We start from the raw sequence: 20709 nt of genomic DNA, 5'->3' as shown, positions 1-20709 counted from the left end.
TCCATGTATACGGCTGATTTATACGCTGGCAAGGTCGCGCTGGTAACGGGTGGTGCGGGTGGCATAGGCCGGACGGTGGCCGCCGCGCTGGCCGCGCATGGCGCACGCGTCGTTGCTGCCGATCTCGATGGCGCCGACCGGATCGACCCTGCATGTGTCGACGTGCAGACGCTGCGCTTGAACGTGACCCGGCGTGATGATGTGGCGCGCGTGATGGCGGACATCACCGCCACGCTGGGCCGTCTCGATATTCTGGTGAACGTGGCGGGTGTGGTGTCGATGGGCAGCGCCGAGCATTTGCAGGAGGCCGAGTGGGATCGCGTCATTGACATCAATCTCAAAGGCACTTTTCTATGCTGCCAGGCTGCCATCGAGCCTATGCGACACCAGGGCGGCGGACGCATCATCAATCTGGGGTCGGTCATCGGCAAAAATGGCGGCAACCCGCGTCCGTGGATCGATCCCGCCGAACAGGAACGCGCCAGCAACGTGGCCTATGGCGTATCCAAGGCGGGTGTGCACATCATGACTTCATTTCTGGCCAAGGAGCTGGCCACGTCGGGCATCACGGTAAACGCCGTGGCGCCTGGCCCGGTCGCCTCGGCCATGACCACTAATTTTCCGCCATCGCTCAAGAATCTGATTCCCGTGGGCCGCATGGGGGCCGCGGATGAAGTCGCTGCGGCGGTGCTGTTCCTGGCATCGCCGCAGTCGGGTTTCATCACCGGTGAGGTGCTGGACGTCAATGGCGGCATCTGGTGCGACTGATTTTTTCCTTTTCAACTGACATAGGTATTCGATATGAAAGCTCCCCGTTCCATCTATCTCGTGCTCGATATGCAGAATGATCTCGTTCACGCCGAAGGCCCCAACGGCAAGAGCCCATTGGGCGAGCAGGTACAAAGCCGTCGGATTCTGGCCAAGACGGCCAAGGCCATCGCCCAGGCGCGTGCGGCCGATGTCCTGGTGGGGTTTGTACGCGTGGGCTTTTCGGAGGGTTACCCCGAGTGCCCCGAGGGATCTCAGGTGTTCTCGGGCGCACCCAAGGCCGGCATATTCAAATTAGGCGCATGGGGGACGGAAATCCATCCCGATCTCGAACAGCGGGTCGGCGACATTCAGGTGACCAAGCACCGCGTCAGCCCGTTCTACTCCACGACGCTCGAGGCGCAATTGCGCGCCAACAACGTGCAGCGTATTTATTGCTCTGGGGTGTCTACGCAGGCCGTAGTGCAGGCTACCGTACGCGACGCTCACGACCGGGACTATGAAGTGATCGTCCTGGAGGACGCATGCGCCGCGCACAGCGAACAGGAGCATGCAAATTCCATGGGCAGCCTTGCGCGATTTTGCAAGGCTGAAACCACGGACGCGGTGAAGTTCTCCAATCCTACTCAGCTTTGATGTTGGCTGCGTGAACGGTATCGCCCCAGGCCTTGTAGTCTTCGACGAGGTAGGCGCCAAAATCTTTGGCGTTTTGTGGGGCGATTTCCAATCCGCCTTTGGTCAGGGCCTCGGCGACCCCAGGGATGGCAGTGGCCTTGATGATGGCGTCGGACAACACGTTGATGTTGTCAGCCGGTGTCCCGGTGGGCGCCAGGATGCCTATCCATGGCGACGCGATGACCTGGATGCCTTGTTCGACCATGGTGGGCACCTCGGGCGCGTCCACAAAGCGTTTGGGCGCGGCCAAGCCCATGATCAGGACCTTGCCCGCGTCGGCGTTGGGCTTGGCCAGACTCAAGGGCACGAACAAGGCATCGACTTGCCCGCCGATGAGCGCAGTCATGGCGGGCGCCGCGCCGGTATAGGGCACGTGCAACACGTCTAGCTGTTGGTTGACGTTCAGCATTTCCATGGCTACATGGCTGGAGCTGCCTACGCCCCATGAGGCATAGGTGAGTTTGCCAGGGTTCTTTTTGGCCAGGTCGATATAGCCTTGGATATCCTTGATGCCCAGGCGTGGGTTGACCACCATGGCATAAGGCAGGTAACCCACACGCGCCACGGGGACGAAGTCCTTTGGCGCGTTGTAGGGGATCTTGGGATAGACATGGGGATTGATGGTGTGCGTGTCTGACGCCGTGGCTACCAGCGTGTAGCCGTCTGGCGCGGCCTTGGCGACCATGTCCGCGCCTATCATGCCGCTGGCGCCGGGACGATTGTCGACCACGATGGATTGGTTCAGGACCTTGGAGGTGCCTTGGGCCACTGCGCGAGCCAGCACGTCGGTGCCGCCGCCCGCGTTATAGGGCACGACGAATTTGAGGGCGTGTGTGGGATAGGTCGCTGCGACTGCGCCCAGGCTGGCCGTGGTCAGGCACGCGGCCAGCAGGGTGCGCAGGGCGTATTTACCGTATTTGCTGTGCATGATTTTGTGCTCCGCTTCAGTTCATTTCCACGCCCGCGTCGCGCAGGATCTTGCCCCAGCGGGCATAGTCGTCAGCGACCTGTTTCTGGAAGGCGGCCGGAGAATCCTGTGTGACGGGAGATAGCGCGACGGCCTCCAATGCGGTCTTCACCTTGGGTTGGGTGACGGCTTTGCGCACGGCTTGATCGAGCGTGGTCAATACGCTGGCAGGTGTCTTGGCCGGGGCGAAAATACCGACCCAGTTTTCTACGTTGAAACCGGGCAGGGACTCCTGTGCGGTGGGCACTTGCGAGAGGAAACTCACGCGTTGCTCGCTGGTGACCGCCAGGGCCTTGAGCTTGCCTTCCTTGATTTGGCTGTAGAGCGGCGGCAGATCCATGACGATGCCGTCAACGTGACCCGCGAGCGTGTCGGTCAGCGCGGGACCTGCCCCCTTGTAGGGGACGTGTTCGATATTGGGCCGCACTTTCTTGAGCAACTCGATGGTCAGATGGGGCAGTCCGCCCGAGCCTGATGATGACAACGTGATGCGCTCTTTTTTGGCCAGATCGAGCAGCTCGGGCAGTGTGTTGATGCCCTGGCGTTTTGGCCCCATGGCGATGGCCTCGGGCGTGAGTGCCATCGTGTTGACAGCCGCGAAGTCCTTGAGCGTATTGAAGGGCGGCTGCTTCATGGTCTGCGGCGCCAGGATCACGGGACTCATGCTCGATAGCAGCAGGGTGTAGCCATCGGGTTCGGCCTTGGCGACATGGTCGGCGCCGATCACGCCGTTGGCGCCGGCTTTGTTCTCAACGACTACCGATACGCCCAGCAATTGGCTGAGCTCGGGAGCGATGATGCGGGCGGCGATATCGTTCGAGCCGCCGGGCGGGTAGCCGACGATCAGCCGGATCGGCTTGGAGGGGTAGGTTTCGCTGGCCAGGACGGGGCCGGCATTCAGCAATGGAGTGACGATGATGACGCCGGCTAGGGCACGTAGCGTGCGGCGGCGGATGGCGCGGTTGGGCTGCAAGGAAGTCTCCTGTGTTGTTATTAATGACGAGAGGGATGCGCTAGTGCGCGGGGGAAGTATCCAGTGCCTGAATCAGCGCGGGGATGAGGCTCTGCCATTCAGCCACGACGCCGATCTGCGCCACGTTGAAGATATTGGCGTCCGCGTCTTTATTGATGGCCACGATGCGGGTGTGCGGATCGATGCCGGCCAAATGCTGCGGCGTGCCGGAAATGCCGACGGCTACGTAGATGTGCGGGCTGACGTATTTGCCCGAGATGCCTATCTGACGGGTGACTGGCGCCCATCCCGCATCCACCGCAGGCAGACTGGCGCCCACGGCGCCGCCTACCTTGGCGGCTAGTTCGTACAGTGCGGGAAACGCCGCCTCGCCACTGCCGCGCCCGCCCGAGATGACGATGCTCGCGCCTTCCACACTCGCATGCTGTTCGGTGCGAGGCACGGTGCTCACCGGATAGGCGGCGCGCGCGTTGCAGGCCTCGAGTGCATGGATCTCGGTCGGTCTGCTGTGACCCGAGGGCAGCGCTTGGGGACGTACTGCGGCAATGGCTGGCCCGGCGTTGGCAGACAGTGTGATGTCCAAGCGATTGCCGTAGGCGCTGCGCTGCGCGGATATACCGCTTGGCTCGTCAAAGGCAAAGCCTGTACAGCGCCCTAATGGCGCACCGCCGAGCCGTGCGGCCAGCGCGCCAGCGAGAGCCTCGTTGTCCGGATTTGCGATCACCAGCACCAGCGCCTCGCGCAGGCCATCGGCCAGGCCCGGCGTCTGCAGCGCCGTGGCAAACACATCGACGTATTGATGGACTTGCAGGCCAACGGGTGTGGCAATGTGCCAGGCATGGTCCAGACCTGCGGCGCGCGCCTGGGCCAGGGCGTGCTCGGTGGCGGATCCCGCCATCACGACATGTGCATGGCCGCCGCGCTGATCGGCCAGCTTGCGAGCCTCGGCCATGAGCGCGAGTTCTGCGTCAACGTCGGTGCCGCACGCGGGGATGAGCGCGTAGATCGGACGATTGTCAGGCATGGTGGTTTTCCTGTGCGAGGGGCGCGCGCAGATAGGCGGCCAGCGCGGTGGCTTGTTCTTCCACGGATCCGGACAGCATGCGGCAGGCGTTCTCTCCACGCGCGGCGGTCTGTGGAAGTGCCGCGTCGGTCAGAGCGATGGCTGGCGCGGGTGACGCGCCGTCAGGCACCGCTTGTGAGAACGTCATCTGTTTGGCCAGCGCCACGTTTTTCATTAATGGATGACGCAGTCGATTGCTCTTGTCGTTGCTGATGCTGGCCAACGCGGGAGCGGGCAAGTGCAGCGATTCGTCGTTCAGCGCACCGCTGCGCAACAGCGTCCAGCCACCATCGGGCGAGGGTCGTACTTGCAGGGCTTGGCCTGCATACGGCAGTTGCCAGGCATCGGCCAGATAGGCGGCTGTCATGCCATCGTCCAGGTCGCCATGTTCGCGGCCGATGAGCACCAGGCTGGGCCAGGTGTCGTCTTCACGCAGCAGGCCGGCGGCGTGCGTCGCCAGCCAGGCCGGATTGCCGCGTTGGGCTTGCGGGGGATTGAGACCACGTACCGTGTCGGGCTTGAGTGCCGCCACGGCGCGCAGCAGCGTTACATCGTAGGCGCCGTCGGTGACGATGGCGGTGACTCGTGTGGCGACGCCTTGATCGCGCAGCTTGAGCGCGATTTCCAATGCGGCTTCGTCAAAGGGGCTGAGTTTGTACGAGACCGCTGTGTCGGCAGGGAGGTCGCGCCAGTTACTTGACGCAGGCTTGGGCAGCAGTTTCTTGGGATCTGCGACGCCGGCCAGTAATACGGCGATATGCATGGCGCTCAGATCCGAGTGGCGCTGCGAGCAGCGATGCGGCCGAAAATCGCGGCCTTGCCCAGCGCAGAGCCGGTCATGTATGCGGCACCGTGCAGTCCTCCCACCATTTCGCCAGCGGCATACAGGCCGGGAATCACGTCGCCATAGACATCCAGAACATGCATGGCGGCATCCACACACAAGCCGCAGTAGGTGCCATACACGGCCGCGGTGGACGGGTAGGCATAGAACGGGCCGGTCTCGATGCGCACGAGTTCGCCGTGCTGGTGCACCAAGTGCGCACGGCCAAAGTCGGGGTCATGCCCCGCGTCCACGTAGCCGTTGTAGGTGTTCACGGTGTCTATCAGCACGTGTGCTGGCACCTCAATCTGCTCGGCCAGTGCTTCAATCGTGTCGGCTTGGATCACCAGGCCTTCTTCCAGGCGCCGTTCGATGTCGAGGATGCGCACGGCGTTGTCGCCGCTTTGCATGATGGGGTGATCGAAAATCTGGAACGTGGCGCCGTACGGCTGGGTGATACACGCGTCCCCCAGGAGCTTGTACGAGATGGACTCGTCCACGTAGCGCTTACCGTCCTGATTGACGGCGATCGCGCCTTTGTAGACGGCCAGCAGGCTGTGATGGTTGGTCTCGTCGGTGGGGTGTTTGCCGTAGGTGCCCTTGATGTAGATCATGTCGCGGCAATCGGCGCCGATGAGTAACGCCATTTTCAGTCCGTCGCCGACATTGCCTTCGCCACCGATGAACACGGCGTCGTCATACTGCGGCGCGTAGCGGTGTACCAGTTCGGGGTTTTTGCAGAAACCTCCGCTGGCCAACACCACACCGTGCTTTCCCGATGCCGTGAATGTGTTGCCTTCTCGCTCGGCGCTCACGCCGACGACTGTGCCGTGCGCATCGCGAATCAGCCGCAGCGCGCTGGTGTTCAGTAACAGCCGCACCTTGCCCGTGTCCTTGGCTCGGCCCGCCAGGGCGCGCACGGTATCGGCCGGGTCTACGGTATGGACGCGCGGCACGGATTGACCCGAGGAGGTTTCCATGACGGGGCTGAATTCAACGCCTGCCTGTTTGAGCCAGTCGTAGGTCTCGAGCTGGTGGTCCACGTAGGCGCGCACCAGGGCAGGATCGTTCTCGTGCTTGCCCACCTCGATCAGGTCGGCATAGAGCAGCTCGCTGGAGTCTTCGATGCTTGCGGCTTTTTGCAGATCGGTGCCGGCAAACGCCAGGCAGCCGCCGCTCATGGCGGAGGATCCCCCGATCTCTCCGAGCTTTTCCAGCAGAATCACGTCGGCGCCGTCTTGCGCGGCTTGCAGCGCGCAAGCAAAGCCGGCCAGGCCGCCGCCCACCACGACCACGTCGGCCTGGATATCGTTGTTGTTCATGGGTGTTTGAGATTGATTGAGCATAGGGTTGTCAGGCTTGGCGAACGCGGGCGGCGGCATGAGCACCCGCCTTGCGGCCCAGCACCGAGCCAGCGGTCAATCCAATGCCGCCCGCGTATTTCACGTAATACAGGCCGCCCACCATTTCGCCAGCCGCGTACAGGTTGGGAATAGGCTGATCGGTGTCATCCAGCACCTGAGCGTGCGTGTTCACCTTGACGCCGGCGTAGGCAAATGTGATGCCGCAGGTGACGGCATAGGCCACATAGGGGCCGGTGTCGAGGGGAGACGCCCAGTTTGATTTGGGAATAGCCAGCCCACGCGTGCAACGTCCATCCTTGATAGCCGGGTTGTAGGGCACGCTTTGATCGACGGCGGCGTTGAATTCAGCCACCGTCTGCAAGAAGGCCTGCTTGTTGATGCCGTCCATCTGGTCGGCCAGGCCTTCCAATGTGTCGGACACCAGCCGTGTGGCGTGCCGCACCCGGTATTCGTCGGGCAGCAGGTTTGACGTCTTTGCGTCAAACACTTGCCAAGCCACCGCGCCGGGTTGTGACAGTACGCGTGCACCCATGCCGGAGTAGGTGTAGTTGCGGAAATCCGTGCCTTCGTCGACGAAACGTTGCCCGTCCGCATTGACGACGATGCCCAGGGTGTAATAGTTTTTTTGCTGGTTGAGCAGGTTGATATCGCCATAGGCCGGGGCGTTGAGGTCGTAGAACACGGCGTGGCAGCCGGTCCAATTGCCGTGCGCCACGGCGCCCACGCTCAGCGCCATGTCGATACCGTCGCCGGTGTTGTAGCGCGAGCCGCGCACCTTGGCGAGATCCCAGTGGGGACCCAGGTATTCTGCACGCCGCTTCAGATTGGCATGGAAACTGCCGCTGGCCAGCACCACGGCATGAGCGCGCAACGAGCTGTCCTGGCCATCTTGTTGCAGGGTTACGTTCCAGGTTTCGCCATCGCGGGCCAGGCCATGGGCGCGGGCGCCATAGCGGATGTCAATGCCGAGCTTTTCGGCGCGAGCAAAGAGCGCGTCGATCAAGCCCAACCCGCCACCCGATACCTCGACGGTGAGGCCGCCCCAATACTTATTTTTGCCATCCACCTTGAACGACTGACGGCCGTAGATCGGAATGAAGCGCACGCCGTGGCTGCGCATCCAATGCATCGTGGGCATGCTTTCCTTGACCACGACATCGAGCACGTCGGCGTCGGCGCGGTAGCCGCTCATGGTCATGCTTTCTTCGAAAAACTGCGTTTCGGTATAGGAGCTGAAATCGTTGTCGCGCAACTCTTCGGTCGACAGGTCGGGGATCAGCGTCTTGAGGTCGTCATTTCCGTCGTAGGCGATGCGGAATGCACCACCCGCGAACGCGGAGTTGCCTCCGCGGGTTTCTCTGGGCGCGCGTTCGATCAGCACGACGCGGGCACCGGATTCGTGGGCCGAAATGGCCGCACACAAGGCCGCGTTGCCACCACCGATGATGGCTACATCAAAAGTTTCCACGCTTCGTCTCCTGATAGCTGGCGTTGCGTTGCGCCGGCTTGTCGGTATGAGTGCCAGTTCACACTGGACAACAGATCAGAGACGATTGTGCGGGGTGGTGTTTCTGTGGGGAATCCCGACTAGTCGAAAGCTTTTTTCGATTTAATTGAACTTAGTCGGTCAAGTTGATGCAGATGGGATGAGCTGGACTGGGCAGCGCTGGGCTGGGTAGAGCGGGGCCCGGGTGCATGGGAGGAAAGGGCATGCCCGTTTGAATGAGCAGCCCTGCGCTCGACATCTACAGCACGGTGCCTATGCGTCGCACGGCCTCTTGCAGGCGGTCCAATCCCGTGGCGTACGAGAATCGCATCGTGTGGTGACCATGCGCCGGACCGAAATCCAGACCGGGCACTGCTGCGACGCCTGCGTCGTGCAGCAGCCGGTGAGCGAAAGCCGAGCTGTCAACGCCCATCGCGGCAATGTCCGCATAGATATAAAACGCACCATCCGGTTTGACAGGCACATGCAGGCCCAGCCGTTCGAACTCGGGCAGCAAATAGTCGCGGCGTTGTTTAAAGGCCTCGCGGCGGTGTTCGTAGATCTTGAGCGTGTCGGGCGCAAAGCAGGCGAGGGCGGCATGCTGCGCCAGTGTGGGCGCGCAGATCGCCAGACTGGCGGCCATTTTTTCGATGGGGCCGGCCAGGCGTTCGGGCACGATCATCCAGCCGAGCCGCCATCCCGTCATGTGGAAGTATTTTGAGAAACTGTTGATGACGATGATGTCATCATCCAGCGTCAACGCCGAGCGCGCTTCGTTTTCGTAACTGAGTCCCAGATAGATTTCGTCGACGATGGCAAAGCCCTGGCGCTCGCGCACGGCATGCAGCAAGGCGGCCAACTCGTCGCGCGCGATGCTGGTGCCGGTCGGATTGCTGGGCGAGGCAACCAGCACGCCGCGTGTTGCGGGCGTCCAGTGGTCCCGTACGTCTTGCGCCGATAGCTGAAACCGTTTTTCCGCCGCGCTGGGGATCAGGCGGGGACGGCCGCCGGCGGCCAGAATGAAATTGCTATTTGCCGGGTACGAGGGGTCGGGCATCAGGACTTCCGCGCCGGTATCCACCATGGCGGCGCACGCGAGCGACAGGGCGCCGGACGCGCCAGCGGTGACGATGACGCGCGCGGGGTCGATCTTGGCGCCGAACTCAGTTGCGTAGAATTGGGCAATGGCCTCGCGCAATCCGGCCAGGCCGGCGGGGGCGCTGTATCCGCTCAGGCCGGCTCGCGCGGCGCGGTCCAGGGCTTCCACGACCTGCGCGGGCGCGGTAAAGTCCGGCTCGCCTATCCCGAGGCTGACGATGTCACGGCCGGCGGCTTGCAATGCCTGGGCCTCTTTAAAGACTTCGACGGCGTGAAAGGTCAGGAATTCTTGGGCGCGTGAGGCAAGGCGCGACATGGCAGTTCTCGTAACGAAAAAGGAATTGTAGATGCAGCCATCGCGGCGCGCATTTCTGTTTGGCCGGCAAACGCCACGCACGCCCTGGGACGCTTTTTTGCAGCGTCTGGGGCGGCTGGTGCAAGGGCAGGTGCGCAATCTCCGGACTGAGGCGCCTCAGCAAGGGCGGACGCACAATCCCGGGGCTCAGGCGTCGGGACCCACTCTCACGGCGGAGACACCGGCGCATGGTCCAGGCGTCGAGCCGCCGAATCGCGCCCGTCTGATACCTGTACATCGCGACGACGTGCGGCAAGCGCGAGCGCTCTGTGCCGAATACGGCGTGGTGTTGCAACTCGCTGGCCTGACCGGCGGCACGCGTCCCTCGACGCCGAAGGCGGGTGACCCGCACGATGCGCTTGATCATCGTCCGCCTGATGAGCCAGGGCAGGAATACACCGATGCACTGATCCAGGGAGATGTGCTGGAGGTCGATCCGTCAAGCCTGGACACGTTTACCCATGATCCCGAGACAGGCCAGTGGGTAGCGCAGCCGGGATGCCGGGTCGGCGAGCTGGCGGCATCCGGGCTGCCGCAATTTCGTGAGGCGCCGCCTGATTGGACCTTGGCCGCCTGGTTGGCGAAATCTCACGCTTGGATGCCCGGGGGCACTGCCATGAGCGGCGTAGTGGAGGCCGAATTGTTGTTTTCCGACGGCACGACCGAGACGCTGGGGCCATTTGGCGCCGCCGGGGTGAGGCCCTTGCGCTCCGCGATGGTGCAGCGCCTGGTACCCGCGCTGTTTCAATTGTCGTCGTCTCCAGATGCGGTGATGTGCCGCGAGGCTCCTCAGTGGCCGTGTCGTTATCGATTGGATGCGTTGCAGCCAGCGGCGCCTGCAGAGGTCAACCTCGCTCAATTGTTACTGGGGCACGGCGGTGCGTTGGCCTGGGTGGAGTCTGTCACATTGATTCCGGTCGAGGTCCGGCAGGCAGGGCAAGAGGGAGCTGATCCAGGCGCATCGACCGTTGCCTGGTCACACGCTGCCGGAGCGCCGCCCGGCCCCGCGGCCTTGCCAGGACCGGCATCCTCGGGCGATAAAGTGGCCAATGCAGCTCGCAGGCTGCAGATTCGCATCAAAAACGCGTTTGATCCTTTGGATATCTACGGGTGAGCCGCGATGCCGTTTCCGTCCGCGCCATTTCTGTCACGCCAGCGGTGCCGTTTTTACCGGACGCGCCTGTCATCTGGAAGTAAGATAATCGCCTCTCTAAGCTAGAATTCCCCACTTTCGTGGACCAACTGAGTAGCCCGCCATATGGACGCCAATTTTCGCAAAGCCGCACTTGATTATCATGAGTCCGGCCGCCCCGGCAAAATCGCTGTCACGCCGACCAAACAATTGTCGAACCAGCGTGATTTGGCGCTGGCCTACTCACCTGGGGTGGCAGCAGCCTGTGAAGAAATCGTCAACGACCCCGTCAATGCGGTGCGCTACACGGCGCGCGGCAACCTGGTCGGCGTGATTACCAACGGGACCGCTGTGCTGGGCCTGGGCAACATCGGCGCGCTGGCCTCCAAGCCCGTCATGGAGGGCAAGGCCGTCTTGTTCAAGAAGTTTGCCGGCCTGGACGTGTTCGACATCGAGATCAACGAAACCGATCCGGACAAACTGGTCGAAATCATTGCGGGGCTGGAGCCGACTTTCGGCGGCATCAACCTCGAGGATATCAAGGCCCCCGAGTGCTTCACCGTAGAGCGCAAACTGCGCGAGCGCATGAAAATCCCGGTGTTCCACGACGACCAGCACGGCACGGCCATCTGTGTCTCGGCGGCCTTTATCAACGGCCTGAAAGTGGTGGGCAAAGCGATCGATCAAGTCAAAGTCGTGGCCTCGGGCGCCGGTGCGGCCGCGCTGGCTTGCCTGGACCTGATGGTGGATCTGGGCGTGCCCATTGAAAACATCTGGGTGACCGACCTCGAAGGCGTCGTCTACGAAGGGCGTGTCGCGTTGATGGACCCCGACAAGGCCCGTTTTGCTCAAAAGACCGAACAGCGCAAGCTGGCCGAAGTCATCCAGGGCGCAGACGTGTTCCTGGGGCTGTCGGCAGGCGGCGTGCTCAAGCCCGAGATGGTCGCCTCGATGGCGGCTCGCCCGGTGATCCTGGCGCTGGCCAACCCCAATCCCGAGATCCTGCCCGAAGACGCGCACGCGGTACGCGACGACGTCGTGATGGCAACGGGCCGTTCCGACTATCCGAACCAGGTCAACAACGTTCTGTGCTTTCCCTATATTTTCCGGGGCGCGCTGGATGTTGGCGCGACGACGATTACGCGTGAAATGGAAATGGCAGCCGTGCACGCCATCGCCAAACTCGCCCAGGAAGAGCAAAACGAGGTCGTGGCCGCTGCCTATGGCACGTACGACATCAGCTTTGGCCGTGAATACCTGATTCCCAAGCCGTTCGACCCGCGTTTGATCACCCGCATCGCGCCCGCCGTGGCCAAGGCCGCCATGGAAGGCGGGGTTGCGACGCGTCCGTTGGCCGATCTGGAGGCTTACGTCGAGCAACTGCAGCAATTCGTGTACCACTCCGGCGCTTTCATGAAGCCCCTGTACTCGGCGGCCAAGACCCTGGTACGCGACGGCGGCAAGGCGCGAATTGTCTTCACCGAGGGCGAAGACGAACGCGTGCTTCGCGCCGTGCAGGTCGTGGTTGACGAGGGGCTGGCCAAACCTATCCTCGTGGGACGTCCGGCAGTGCTGGCCGCCCGTATCGAAAAATATGGCCTGCGCCTGCGCCTGGGTGAGGACGTCGAGGTCACCAACCCCGAGTACGACGAGCGATTCCACCAGTACTGGACGACGTACTGGGAAATGATGTGCCGCCGCGGCATCACCAAGGAAATGGCGCGCGTCGAAATGCGCCGCCGCCTGACGCTGATCGGCGCCATGATGCTGCATCGCGGTGAGGCAGACGGCATGATCTGCGGTGTGGTCAGTTCCTACGCCGAGCATCTGCGCTTCATCGACGAAGTGATCGGCAAGCGCCCCGGCGCCAACGTCTATGCCGCCATGAACGTGCTGTTGCTCAATGAGCGTGTGGTGGCCTTGGTGGACACGCACGTCAACGACAATCCTACGGCCGAACAGATCGCAGAGATCACCATCGCCGCGGCCGAGCAAATGAAGCGCCTGAACCTGGCGCCCAAGATCGCGTTGCTGTCGCGTTCGAATTTCGGTACAGGCAGCTCGTCCTCGGGCGCGAAAATGCGCGAAGCACTTGCCCTGGTGCGCGAAGCCGCCCCGGACCTGGAAATCGACGGCGAAATGCACGGCGATTGCGCATTGGACGAGGCCCTGCGCACTCGCATCCTGCCATCGTCGACCCTCAAAGGTGCAGCCAACCTGTTGGTTTGCCCCAACGTGGATTCCGGCAATATCGCCTACAACCTGCTCAAGACAGCGGCGGGCGGCAACGTCGCCGTGGGACCGTTCTTGCTCGGGGCCAACGCGCCCGTGCATATTTTGACGTCCAGTTCCACGGTGCGCCGTATCGTCAACATGACCGCCCTGGTCGTCGTTGATGCCAACATCCCCAAATAGCATCGCGCAGGCCGCCAGCCAGCCCCGTTCTCCGACGGGGCTGGTGTTGACCGGCGGTGGCGCGCGTGCGGCCTACCAAGTAGGCGCGCTGCGCGCTGTATTGGATATTCTCGATCCCGAATCCCATCCGGGTTTCCACAATCCCTTTCCGATCATCTGCGGCACCTCAGCGGGCTCTATCAACGCCACCGCCCTGGCATGCCGTGCCGATCGTCCGCACTTGGCGGTGCGCCGCATTCAACGTCTCTGGGAATCTTTGCACACCAGCATGGTGTACCGTGCCGACGCACCGGGTTTGATCAAGACCGGCGTGCGTTGGCTGGGCTTGCTGGCTTTGGGATGGATGTTTTCCGGTCTGGGCCGCGAACGGCCTCGATCGTTGCTGGATAACAAGCCGTTGGCCGAGCTGCTGACGCGCGTACTCGATTTCGAGCATTTGCATGCCAACCTGCAGCACAACGCCTTAAGCGCCTTGGCGATCACCGCTTCGGGGTTCACCAGCGGCGAACATCTGACCTTCTATCAGTCGAACCACGCGATTGAACCCTGGCATCGTTCACTGCGGCGCGCGCTGTCCGTACGCATAGGCGTCCAGCATCTGATGGCGTCCTCATCCATTCCGTTCATCTTTCCTGCGCAGCCTGTCGATGTGCAGGGCCAGCGCGAGTGGTGCGGTGATGGTTCCATGCGACAGTTGGCCCCCATCAGCCCGGCCATCCATCTGGGGGCTGAGCGCGTGTTGGTGATAGGAACCAGCTTTCGTGATGAGACTCATCCCGAAAAACGCGAGGCCGCGCCGCCTTATCCCAGCTTGGCGCAAGTGGGCGGGCATGTGCTGTCCAGCATCTTTCTAGACGGCTTATCGATGGATTTAGAGCGTCTGGAACGGATTAACGAACTGGTCACTTACATCGGCCATGATCCGGCTGTTGGCGGGGGTGTCCGGCGTGTGAACGTTCTGACCTTGACCCCCAGTCAGTCGTTGGATCTGTTGGCACTCGATTATTTATCTGAAATGCCCCTCGAAGCCCGTACCCTTTTTCGCGTACTCGGTGTATCGTCCGACCCTGATCGTTCGGGTGGTGGCGCGCTGTTGTCTTATTTATTGTTCGAAGGCGCTTACACACAACGATTGATTGAACTGGGGTATGCCGATACGATGCGGCGTAGCGAAGATGTCGCGGGTTTTTTCAAGGAGGGCCAGGCATGACGCACAATGGCCAGTCTACGTTGCAGCGCCAATTGAGCAGCGGTGGCGCGATCGATCATGGCGATCTGCACAAAGAGGCCGTGAATGAGGCTGCGCGTGAGCTCGGATTGGCGTTCATGGTGGCCGAATGCGACCGGGCGCGCAGCCGGTCGGCGGTATTGCGGGCGATCGCCAAGGCGGTCGATTTTCCTGAATATTTTGGCGGGAATTTCGATGCGCTGTACGACTGCTTGTGCGACACGGTGCTGGATCAAAAAACCGGTGTCGTGTTGTGGTTGGTAAAGCTGCATTCGGGGGATCCCGCGTTGGCCGATGACGCGGCGCGGATCGAATCCGTGTGCGCGGATGTGGTGACGTTCGCCGAGGAAAATGGACGGGCGTTCAGTTACATCGTCGAGCATGCGGGCAAGCATCCGGATCCTGAGCCGGGAGTGGCTGCGGCGCGCTACGGAGAAGGGTGAGGTTCGCGATTGCCTGGGGTGTCTCTGTTTAGGCGTCCCAGCCGGGTGCCTGGAAGCCGCACCGGGCCTATCGCGGCGACTCGGCCCATGACCAGGGGCCTCGGCCCGCTTCGCGGGCTGAATCGCCGCTCAACGGCCCGGTGCGGCTTCCAGCCACCCGGCTGGGACTCACAGTAGTGGCATGATGGCCCCTGGCGCTAAAGAACTCCTACGACGAATAATTCCAACACTCCCCGCCGCATTACCAACCGAGCATCGCCGTCACCGCCGAGATCAAGGCGAGCCCTGCCGTTTCGGTACGCAACACACGTGGCCCGAAACGCACAGACTGGACGCCACATTGAGCAGCCAGAGCCAGTTCGGCCTCTGACCACCCGCCTTCCGGCCCAACGAGCAGGCTGAGCGATTGCAGCGGTTCGCGCTCAGCCGACGCGGTGAGGACATCGGCCAATGTCGCAATAGCATCCGGATGGCAGAGCACACGCAAGCCAGTGCCTGGTTGTTCCAGCCATTCACGTAATCCCATCGGAGCATCGACGGCCATGAGCCGATTGCGCCCACACTGTTCCGCGGCGGATTGAGCGATGCGAGTCCAATGTGCCACACGCTTTTCCAGCCGAGCACCGCTGAGTTGCAACACGCTGCGTTGCGCGGCAATGGGTATGACACGGCTTGCGCCGAGTTCGACGGCTTTTTCTATCACCCAGTCCATTTTGTCGCCTGAAGGCAAGCCCTGCACCAGCGTGATGCTGCCCGCCAACTCGGCCTCGCGAGGGTCATGATCGCCCAATTGCGCCCAGGCCGATTTGCCGTCGACGCCGAGCGTCGCGGGATACTCTCCGCCCTGGCCGTTAAAGAGCACAATAGGCTCGCCATCTCGCAGACGCAGCACGCGTACGGCGTGATGCGCCAACGCATCGGGCAGAGTCAGGCGGACGCCCGGGGAAAGCGGGGTATCGCAGAAAAAGCGCGGCAACGGCATGGCGGTAGAGGTAAAAAGGCGCGTAAGGCACGGACGAGCGAGCAAGTGTGTAGCCTACCACTCTGATCACGCGATGGTTGGGGGCTCTGTCCAGCCGCTCGACGGCCAGGCGAAATCCAGGGTTCGGCTCGGCTCCACATCGGGGTATCCCCGGATGCTAAAATCGTAAGCTTCACAATTCCTGTCACCTGGCCCCATTTTTTGACTGGCCAGAGCCTACGAGCCTTTTCCGCATGAGCCCATCCACTGCCCAACCCTTGGCCCTGGCCGACGCCATTCGCGTTCTAGCCATGGATGCTGTCCAACAAGCAAATTCGGGACACCCCGGCGCACCGATGGGGATGGCAGAAATAGCCCAGGCGCTGTGGCTGGGCCATTTGCGGCACAATCCGGCCGATCCGGCATGGGCCAACCGCGACCGCTTCGTGCTGTCCAATGGCCACGGCTCGATGTTGATCTACGCGCTGCTGCATCTGAGCGGCTACGATCTGCCGATCGAGGAATTGAAACAATTCCGTCAATTGCATTCCCGCACGCCGGGCCACCCCGAGGTCGGTATCACCCCGGGCGTCGAGACCACCACCGGTCCCTTGGGCCAGGGCGTGGCCAATGCCGTGGGCATGGCGCTGGCCGAGGCGCTGCTGGCCGCCGAGTTCAACAAGCCCGGCCTGCCGATCGTAGATCACTACACCTACGCATTCGTGGGCGACGGTTGCCTGATGGAAGGCATTTCGCACGAGGCTTGTTCCTTGGCCGGCACACTGAAGCTCTCCAAGCTCGTCGTGCTGTACGACGACAATGGCATTTCCATCGACGGTCATGTCGAACACTGGTTTGGCGACGATACCGGCAAGCGTTTCGAGGGCTATGGCTGGAACGTCATCCGTGGCGTCGATGGCCATGATGTGGCTGCCGTCGATGCCGCGATTGCCCAGGCGCGCGCACAGTCTGACAAGCCCTCGCTGATCATTTGCCGCACCATCATCGGCAAGGGCGCGCCCACGATGGCGGGCACGCACAATGTGCATGGCGCACCGTTGGGCGCCGAAGAAATCGCAGCGACGCGTGCGGCGTTGGGCTGGACGGCTGCGCCGTTCGAGCTGCCGCAGGCCGTGCGCGAGGGCTGGGATGCCCGCCAGGCTGGCGCCGAGGCGCAAACTGCGTGGCAAACCGGCTTTGATGCCTACGCGGCAAAATACCCCGCAGAGGCGGCTGAGTTCACCCGCCGCATGAAGGGCGAGCTCCCCGCAGACATCACCGAAAAACTTCAGGCCTTCATCCAGGCCACCGACGAAAAAGCCGAGACGGTCGCTACCCGCAAAGCCTCTCAGTTCGCAATCGCGGCACTGGCTGCTGCATTGCCCGAACTGCTGGGCGGCTCGGCCGACCTGACGGGCTCGAACTACACCGACTGGAAGGGCGTTGCACCGGTGCGTGCCGGCGAGCAGGGCATTCAGTTTGGCCGTCACATCAACTACGGCGTGCGTGAGTTCGGCATGTCCGCCATCATGAACGGTATTGCGCTGCATGGCGGTTACCTGCCGTTCGGCGGCACGTTCCTGACCTTCTCCGATTACTCGCGCAATGCCATCCGCATGGCCGCGTTGATGAAACAACGTGTGGTGCACGTGTTCACGCACGACTCCATCGGCCTGGGCGAAGACGGCCCCACGCACCAATCCATCGAGCACGCCTCCAGCCTGCGTTTGATACCGAATCTATCGGTATGGCGTCCCTGCGATACCGTCGAGACGGCCGTGGCCTGGGCTACTGCCGTGTCGAGTCCGGCCAGCATCGGCATGGACGTGCACGATGGCGGTCCGACCGCATTGCTGCTGTCGCGCCAAAACCTGCCTTTCGTCCCGCGCGACGCTGACACGCTGAAAGCGATTGTCCGCGGTGGTTACGTTCTGCGAGACGCAGAGGGCGCGCGTGCCGTTATCATCGCCACGGGCTCCGAGGTCGCTATCGCGCTGGCTGCACAAGAGCAGTTGGCCGCACAGGGGATCGCGGTACGTGTGGTGTCCATGCCCAGCACTGACGTGTTCGACCGTCAGGATGCCGAGTGGAAACGCAGCGTATTGCCGCCGGGATTGCCGCGCGTCGCCGTCGAGGCGGGCACCACGGCGCTGTGGCACAAATACGTGGGTCTGGAGGGCGCCGTGGTCGGTATCGACCGTTACGGCGAATCCGCACCTGCGGGAGCCTTGTTCAAGTTCTTCGGTCTGACTGCCGACAAGGTAGCCGAGACTGTCAAGCAAGTTTTGTAAAAGGAGCTCTTAGTCATGACCATTCGCGTCGCCATTAACGGATACGGCCGCATCGGCCGCAACGTCCTGCGTGCCCACTACGAGGGCGGTAAAAAACACGACATCGAGATCGTTGCCATCAACGACCTGGGTGACCCCAAGACCAACGCGCACCTGACGCGCTACGACACCGCCCACGGCAAGTTCCCCGGCACCGTCGAGGTCGAAGGCGATTACATGATCGTCAATGGCGACAAGATCCGCGTCTTGGCTAATCGCAACCCGGCCGAATTGCCCTGGGGCGAGCTGAAAGTCGACGTCGTGATGGAATGCACGGGCTTTTTCACCTCGAAAGAAAAAGCCAGTGCGCACCTGAAAGGCGGCGCCAAGAAAGTCATCATCTCGGCCCCCGGCGGCAAAGACGTGGACGCGACCATTGTGTATGGCGTGAACCACGGCGTGCTGAAAGCCACCGACACCGTCATCTCGAACGCTTCGTGCACCACCAACTGCCTAGCCCCGCTGGTCAAGCCGCTGCACGACGCCCTGGGCCTGGAAAGCGGCCTGATGACCACGGTGCACTCGTACACCAACGATCAAGTCCTGACCGACGTCTATCACGAAGACCTGCGCCGCGCCCGTTCGGCCACCATGAGCATGATCCCCACCAAGACCGGCGCTGCTGCTGCTGTGGGCCTGGTATTGCCCGAGTTGAATGGCAAGCTCGACGGCTTCGCTATTCGCGTGCCGACCATCAACGTATCCCTCGTTGACTTGTCGTTCGTAGCCAAGCGCGACACTACCGTTGACGAAGTCAACAGCATCCTCAAGGCTGCCTCCGAAGGCGAGCTCAAAGGCATCCTGAACTACAACACCGAGCCTCTCGTCTCGGTCGACTTCAACCACAACCCGGCTTCCAGCACCTACGATTCCACGTTGACCAAGGTCTCGGGCAAGCTGGTCAAGGTCTCGTCGTGGTACGACAACGAGTGGGGCTTCTCGAACCGCATGCTCGACACCACTGTCGCGCTGATGTCGGCCAAGTAATCCGCCATGGCCAAGGTCAATACCCTGTCCGCGCTGGCCAAGGCTGGCGCGCTGCATGGCAAGCGGGTGTTCATCCGTGCCGATCTGAACGTGCCGTTTGACGACGCGGGCCAGATCAGCGAAGACACGCGCATCCGCGCTTCGGTGCCGGGCATCCGCCTGGCACTCGATAGCGGTGCCGCTGTCATGGTGACCTCGCACCTGGGGCGCCCCACCGAGGGTGTACTGACCGACGCCGACTCGCTGGCCCGTGTGGGCCAGCGTTTGTCGCAACTGCTGGGCATGCCCGTGCAGTTGGTCAAAGACTGGGTCGACGGCGTGACCGTCAATCCGGGCCAGGTCGTGCTGCTGGAAAACTGCCGCGTCAATCCCGGCGAAAAGAAAAACGACGAAACCTTGTCGCGCAAGATGGCGGCATTGTGCGATGTCTACGTCAACGATGCTTTCGGGACAGCACACCGTGCCGAGGCCACCACGCACGGTATCGCGCGCTTTGCGCCGATCGCATGCGCGGGGCCGTTGCTCGAGGCTGAGCTGGACGCCCTGGGCCGTGCGCTGCACGATCCCAAGCGTCCGCTGGTGGCCATCGTCGGCGGTTCCAAAGTCTCTACCAAGCTCTCCATCCTGCAATCGCTGGCCGACAAGGTCGACCAGTTGGTGGTGGGCGGTGGTATCGCCAATACCTTCATGCTGGCGGCTGGTTTGTCCATTGGTAAATCTTTGGCCGAACCCGATCAGGTCGAACAGGCCCGTGCCGTGATCGACATCATGAAAAAGCGCGGCGCGGAAGTCCCCATCCCGACGGATGTGGTGTGCGCCAAGTCGTTTTCTGCCGATGCCGAAGCCACCGTCAAGGCAGCTGATGCGGTTGAGGACGATGATCTGATTCTGGACATCGGCCCGCAGACTGCACAGCGTCTGGCTGGCATTCTGCAGCAGGCAGGCACCATTGTCTGGAACGGCCCCGTGGGTGTGTTCGAGTTCGATGCGTTTGCCAACGGCACCGAAGTCCTCGCCAAAGCGATTGCCGAATCACCGGCGTTTTCGATCGCAGGTGGCGGTGACACGCTGGCAGCCATCGCCAAATATGCGATCGCTGACAAGGTCGGGTATATCTCCACCGGTGGTGGTGCGTTCCTGGAATTCCTGGAAGGCAAATCCTTGCCGGCTGTGGCTATCCTCGAGGAACGGGCTGCCTGATTGTCGATGGGTTGTCGCTGTTGTTAGCTGGAGAAATGCCAGGCATGTGAAGTGCTTGGCATTTTTTTGTTGATCGGTGTTCAGTGTTCTGTTGGTCGTCGAGCCGAGGCAATCGGCCCGGCCGGGCTTCACAAAGTCGGTCCGGCGCGCGGGCGCCGGACATCGTGTTCGCTCGCCTCGTCCGCGCCTTCGCGCTCCCTTCGACCTCCGCTCCACTCGACTTTGAGGCGCCCGGCCGGGCCGATTGCCTCGGCTCGACTCGCAGTAATTCAAGCTCATCACACCGCTGGCACGAGTCTCTTGCTTGGCGTTTTTTTGTTGCCCTGATGGTAAAGAGAAAGATCTTGCAGGGCTGCGATTCGCGTGTGCCCTGTGAACTGACCCCCAGAAGTTGGACAGTTTAGAACACTAAACACCCAAGGCCTGGGCCCGATATTGCAC

General features: G+C 62.3%; 17 protein-coding genes. 9 read left to right on the top strand and 8 right to left on the bottom strand.

What is annotated here, in order from left to right:
* Positions 1 to 3: 3 nt before the first annotated feature.
* Together ACYVI2_RS07355 and ACYVI2_RS07350 are read left to right on the top strand one after the other, a co-directional pair.
* Positions 4 to 768 carry an SDR family NAD(P)-dependent oxidoreductase gene (locus tag ACYVI2_RS07355; protein ID WP_415821123.1) on the top strand — a complete coding sequence of 255 codons (765 nt, stop codon included), beginning with the start codon at positions 4 to 6 and terminating at the stop codon, positions 766 to 768.
* A 33-nt stretch (positions 769 to 801) separates the two neighbouring features.
* Positions 802 to 1404: a cysteine hydrolase family protein gene (locus tag ACYVI2_RS07350; protein ID WP_415821124.1), complete on the top strand. Its 603-nt coding sequence runs from the start codon at positions 802 to 804 to the stop codon at positions 1402 to 1404.
* Here the strand turns inward: ACYVI2_RS07350 and ACYVI2_RS07345 are convergent.
* The 7 genes from ACYVI2_RS07345 to ACYVI2_RS07315 form a co-directional block, all read right to left on the bottom strand.
* Entirely contained in the window at positions 1391 to 2371 is a 981-nt protein-coding gene (locus ACYVI2_RS07345) for a Bug family tripartite tricarboxylate transporter substrate binding protein (RefSeq protein WP_415821125.1), read from the bottom strand. The two genes, ACYVI2_RS07350 and ACYVI2_RS07345, sit on opposite strands and share 14 nt — an antisense overlap.
* Before the next feature lie 16 nt (positions 2372 to 2387).
* Positions 2388 to 3383: a Bug family tripartite tricarboxylate transporter substrate binding protein gene (locus ACYVI2_RS07340; RefSeq protein WP_415821126.1), complete on the bottom strand. Its 996-nt coding sequence runs from the start codon at positions 3381 to 3383 to the stop codon at positions 2388 to 2390.
* Between the two features lie 40 nt (positions 3384 to 3423).
* Entirely contained in the window at positions 3424 to 4407 is a 984-nt protein-coding gene (locus tag ACYVI2_RS07335; RefSeq protein ID WP_415821127.1) for an electron transfer flavoprotein subunit alpha/FixB family protein, read from the bottom strand.
* Positions 4400 to 5209 (bottom strand): hypothetical protein, encoded by an 810-nt coding sequence (locus tag ACYVI2_RS07330; protein ID WP_415821128.1) that lies wholly within the window; start codon positions 5207 to 5209, stop codon positions 4400 to 4402. Before ACYVI2_RS07330 ends, ACYVI2_RS07335 begins: the two co-directional genes overlap by 8 nt.
* Positions 5210 to 5214: 5 nt before the next feature.
* Positions 5215 to 6591, bottom strand: a complete 1377-nt coding sequence (locus ACYVI2_RS07325) for an FAD-dependent oxidoreductase (RefSeq protein ID WP_460490285.1) — start codon at positions 6589 to 6591, stop codon at positions 5215 to 5217.
* A 31-nt stretch (positions 6592 to 6622) separates the two neighbouring features.
* On the bottom strand, positions 6623 to 8101 hold the full coding sequence (tcuA, locus tag ACYVI2_RS07320) for an FAD-dependent tricarballylate dehydrogenase TcuA (protein WP_415821130.1): 1479 nt from the start codon (positions 8099 to 8101) through the stop codon (positions 6623 to 6625).
* Between the two features lie 277 nt (positions 8102 to 8378).
* A complete protein-coding gene (locus ACYVI2_RS07315) occupies positions 8379 to 9533 on the bottom strand; it encodes a pyridoxal phosphate-dependent aminotransferase (RefSeq protein ID WP_415821131.1) in 1155 nt (384 codons plus the stop codon).
* Between the two features lie 31 nt (positions 9534 to 9564).
* Here ACYVI2_RS07315 and ACYVI2_RS07310 point away from each other — a divergent pair, with 31 nt between their 5' ends.
* The 4 genes from ACYVI2_RS07310 (at position 9565) to ACYVI2_RS07295 (ending at position 14790) form a co-directional block, all read left to right on the top strand.
* A complete protein-coding gene (locus tag ACYVI2_RS07310) occupies positions 9565 to 10686 on the top strand; it encodes a hypothetical protein (protein ID WP_415821132.1) in 1122 nt (373 codons plus the stop codon).
* Positions 10687 to 10830: 144 nt separating this feature from the next.
* Positions 10831 to 13119, top strand: a complete 2289-nt coding sequence (locus ACYVI2_RS07305) for an NADP-dependent malic enzyme (RefSeq protein ID WP_415821133.1) — start codon at positions 10831 to 10833, stop codon at positions 13117 to 13119.
* Positions 13120 to 13165: 46 nt separating this feature from the next.
* Positions 13166 to 14329: a patatin-like phospholipase family protein gene (locus ACYVI2_RS07300; protein ID WP_415821149.1), complete on the top strand. Its 1164-nt coding sequence runs from the start codon at positions 13166 to 13168 to the stop codon at positions 14327 to 14329.
* Positions 14326 to 14790: a barstar family protein gene (locus ACYVI2_RS07295; protein ID WP_415821134.1), complete on the top strand. Its 465-nt coding sequence runs from the start codon at positions 14326 to 14328 to the stop codon at positions 14788 to 14790. The genes ACYVI2_RS07300 and ACYVI2_RS07295 overlap by 4 nt, the downstream gene beginning before the upstream one ends.
* Positions 14791 to 15031: 241 nt before the next feature.
* On the opposite strand, the gene ACYVI2_RS07290 is transcribed toward ACYVI2_RS07295, so the two are convergent.
* Positions 15032 to 15772: a 16S rRNA (uracil(1498)-N(3))-methyltransferase gene (locus ACYVI2_RS07290; protein ID WP_415821807.1), complete on the bottom strand. Its 741-nt coding sequence runs from the start codon at positions 15770 to 15772 to the stop codon at positions 15032 to 15034.
* A gap of 233 nt (positions 15773 to 16005) precedes the next feature.
* Between ACYVI2_RS07290 and tkt the strand changes: the two genes are divergently transcribed.
* The 3 genes from tkt to ACYVI2_RS07275 are packed head-to-tail and all read left to right on the top strand — an operon-like array spanning position 16006 to position 20268.
* A complete protein-coding gene (gene tkt, locus ACYVI2_RS07285) occupies positions 16006 to 18042 on the top strand; it encodes a transketolase (RefSeq protein ID WP_415821777.1) in 2037 nt (678 codons plus the stop codon).
* A gap of 15 nt (positions 18043 to 18057) precedes the next feature.
* Positions 18058 to 19068 (top strand): type I glyceraldehyde-3-phosphate dehydrogenase, encoded by a 1011-nt coding sequence (gap, locus tag ACYVI2_RS07280; RefSeq protein WP_415821778.1) that lies wholly within the window; start codon positions 18058 to 18060, stop codon positions 19066 to 19068.
* A 6-nt stretch (positions 19069 to 19074) separates the two neighbouring features.
* Positions 19075 to 20268, top strand: a complete 1194-nt coding sequence (locus ACYVI2_RS07275) for a phosphoglycerate kinase (RefSeq protein WP_415821779.1) — start codon at positions 19075 to 19077, stop codon at positions 20266 to 20268.
* The last annotated feature ends 441 nt before the right edge of the window (positions 20269 to 20709 follow it).

The organism is Bordetella tumbae, from assembly GCF_054780995.1.
Note: the sequence above shows the minus strand (reverse complement) of the source record. Positions and strands in the feature narration are given on the sequence as shown.

What these genes read in the sequence shown, in the direction of transcription:
- ACYVI2_RS07355 (WP_415821123.1), top strand. Translation starts at nt 4, where the DNA reads ATGTATACGGCTGATTTATACGCTGGCAAGGTCGCGCTGGTAACGGGT.
- ACYVI2_RS07350 (WP_415821124.1), top strand. Translation starts at nt 802, where the DNA reads ATGAAAGCTCCCCGTTCCATCTATCTCGTGCTCGATATGCAGAATGAT.
- ACYVI2_RS07345 (WP_415821125.1), bottom strand. Translation starts at nt 2,371, where the DNA reads ATGCACAGCAAATACGGTAAATACGCCCTGCGCACCCTGCTGGCCGCG.
- ACYVI2_RS07335 (WP_415821127.1), bottom strand. Translation starts at nt 4,407, where the DNA reads ATGCCTGACAATCGTCCGATCTACGCGCTCATCCCCGCGTGCGGCACC.
- ACYVI2_RS07330 (WP_415821128.1), bottom strand. Translation starts at nt 5,209, where the DNA reads ATGCATATCGCCGTATTACTGGCCGGCGTCGCAGATCCCAAGAAACTG.
- ACYVI2_RS07325 (WP_460490285.1), bottom strand. Translation starts at nt 6,591, where the DNA reads ATGAACAACAACGATATCCAGGCCGACGTGGTCGTGGTGGGCGGCGGC.
- ACYVI2_RS07315 (WP_415821131.1), bottom strand. Translation starts at nt 9,533, where the DNA reads ATGTCGCGCCTTGCCTCACGCGCCCAAGAATTCCTGACCTTTCACGCC.
- ACYVI2_RS07310 (WP_415821132.1), top strand. Translation starts at nt 9,565, where the DNA reads ATGCAGCCATCGCGGCGCGCATTTCTGTTTGGCCGGCAAACGCCACGC.
- ACYVI2_RS07305 (WP_415821133.1), top strand. Translation starts at nt 10,831, where the DNA reads ATGGACGCCAATTTTCGCAAAGCCGCACTTGATTATCATGAGTCCGGC.
- ACYVI2_RS07295 (WP_415821134.1), top strand. Translation starts at nt 14,326, where the DNA reads ATGACGCACAATGGCCAGTCTACGTTGCAGCGCCAATTGAGCAGCGGT.
- ACYVI2_RS07290 (WP_415821807.1), bottom strand. Translation starts at nt 15,772, where the DNA reads ATGCCGTTGCCGCGCTTTTTCTGCGATACCCCGCTTTCCCCGGGCGTC.
- tkt (WP_415821777.1), top strand. Translation starts at nt 16,006, where the DNA reads ATGAGCCCATCCACTGCCCAACCCTTGGCCCTGGCCGACGCCATTCGC.
- gap (WP_415821778.1), top strand. Translation starts at nt 18,058, where the DNA reads ATGACCATTCGCGTCGCCATTAACGGATACGGCCGCATCGGCCGCAAC.
- ACYVI2_RS07275 (WP_415821779.1), top strand. Translation starts at nt 19,075, where the DNA reads ATGGCCAAGGTCAATACCCTGTCCGCGCTGGCCAAGGCTGGCGCGCTG.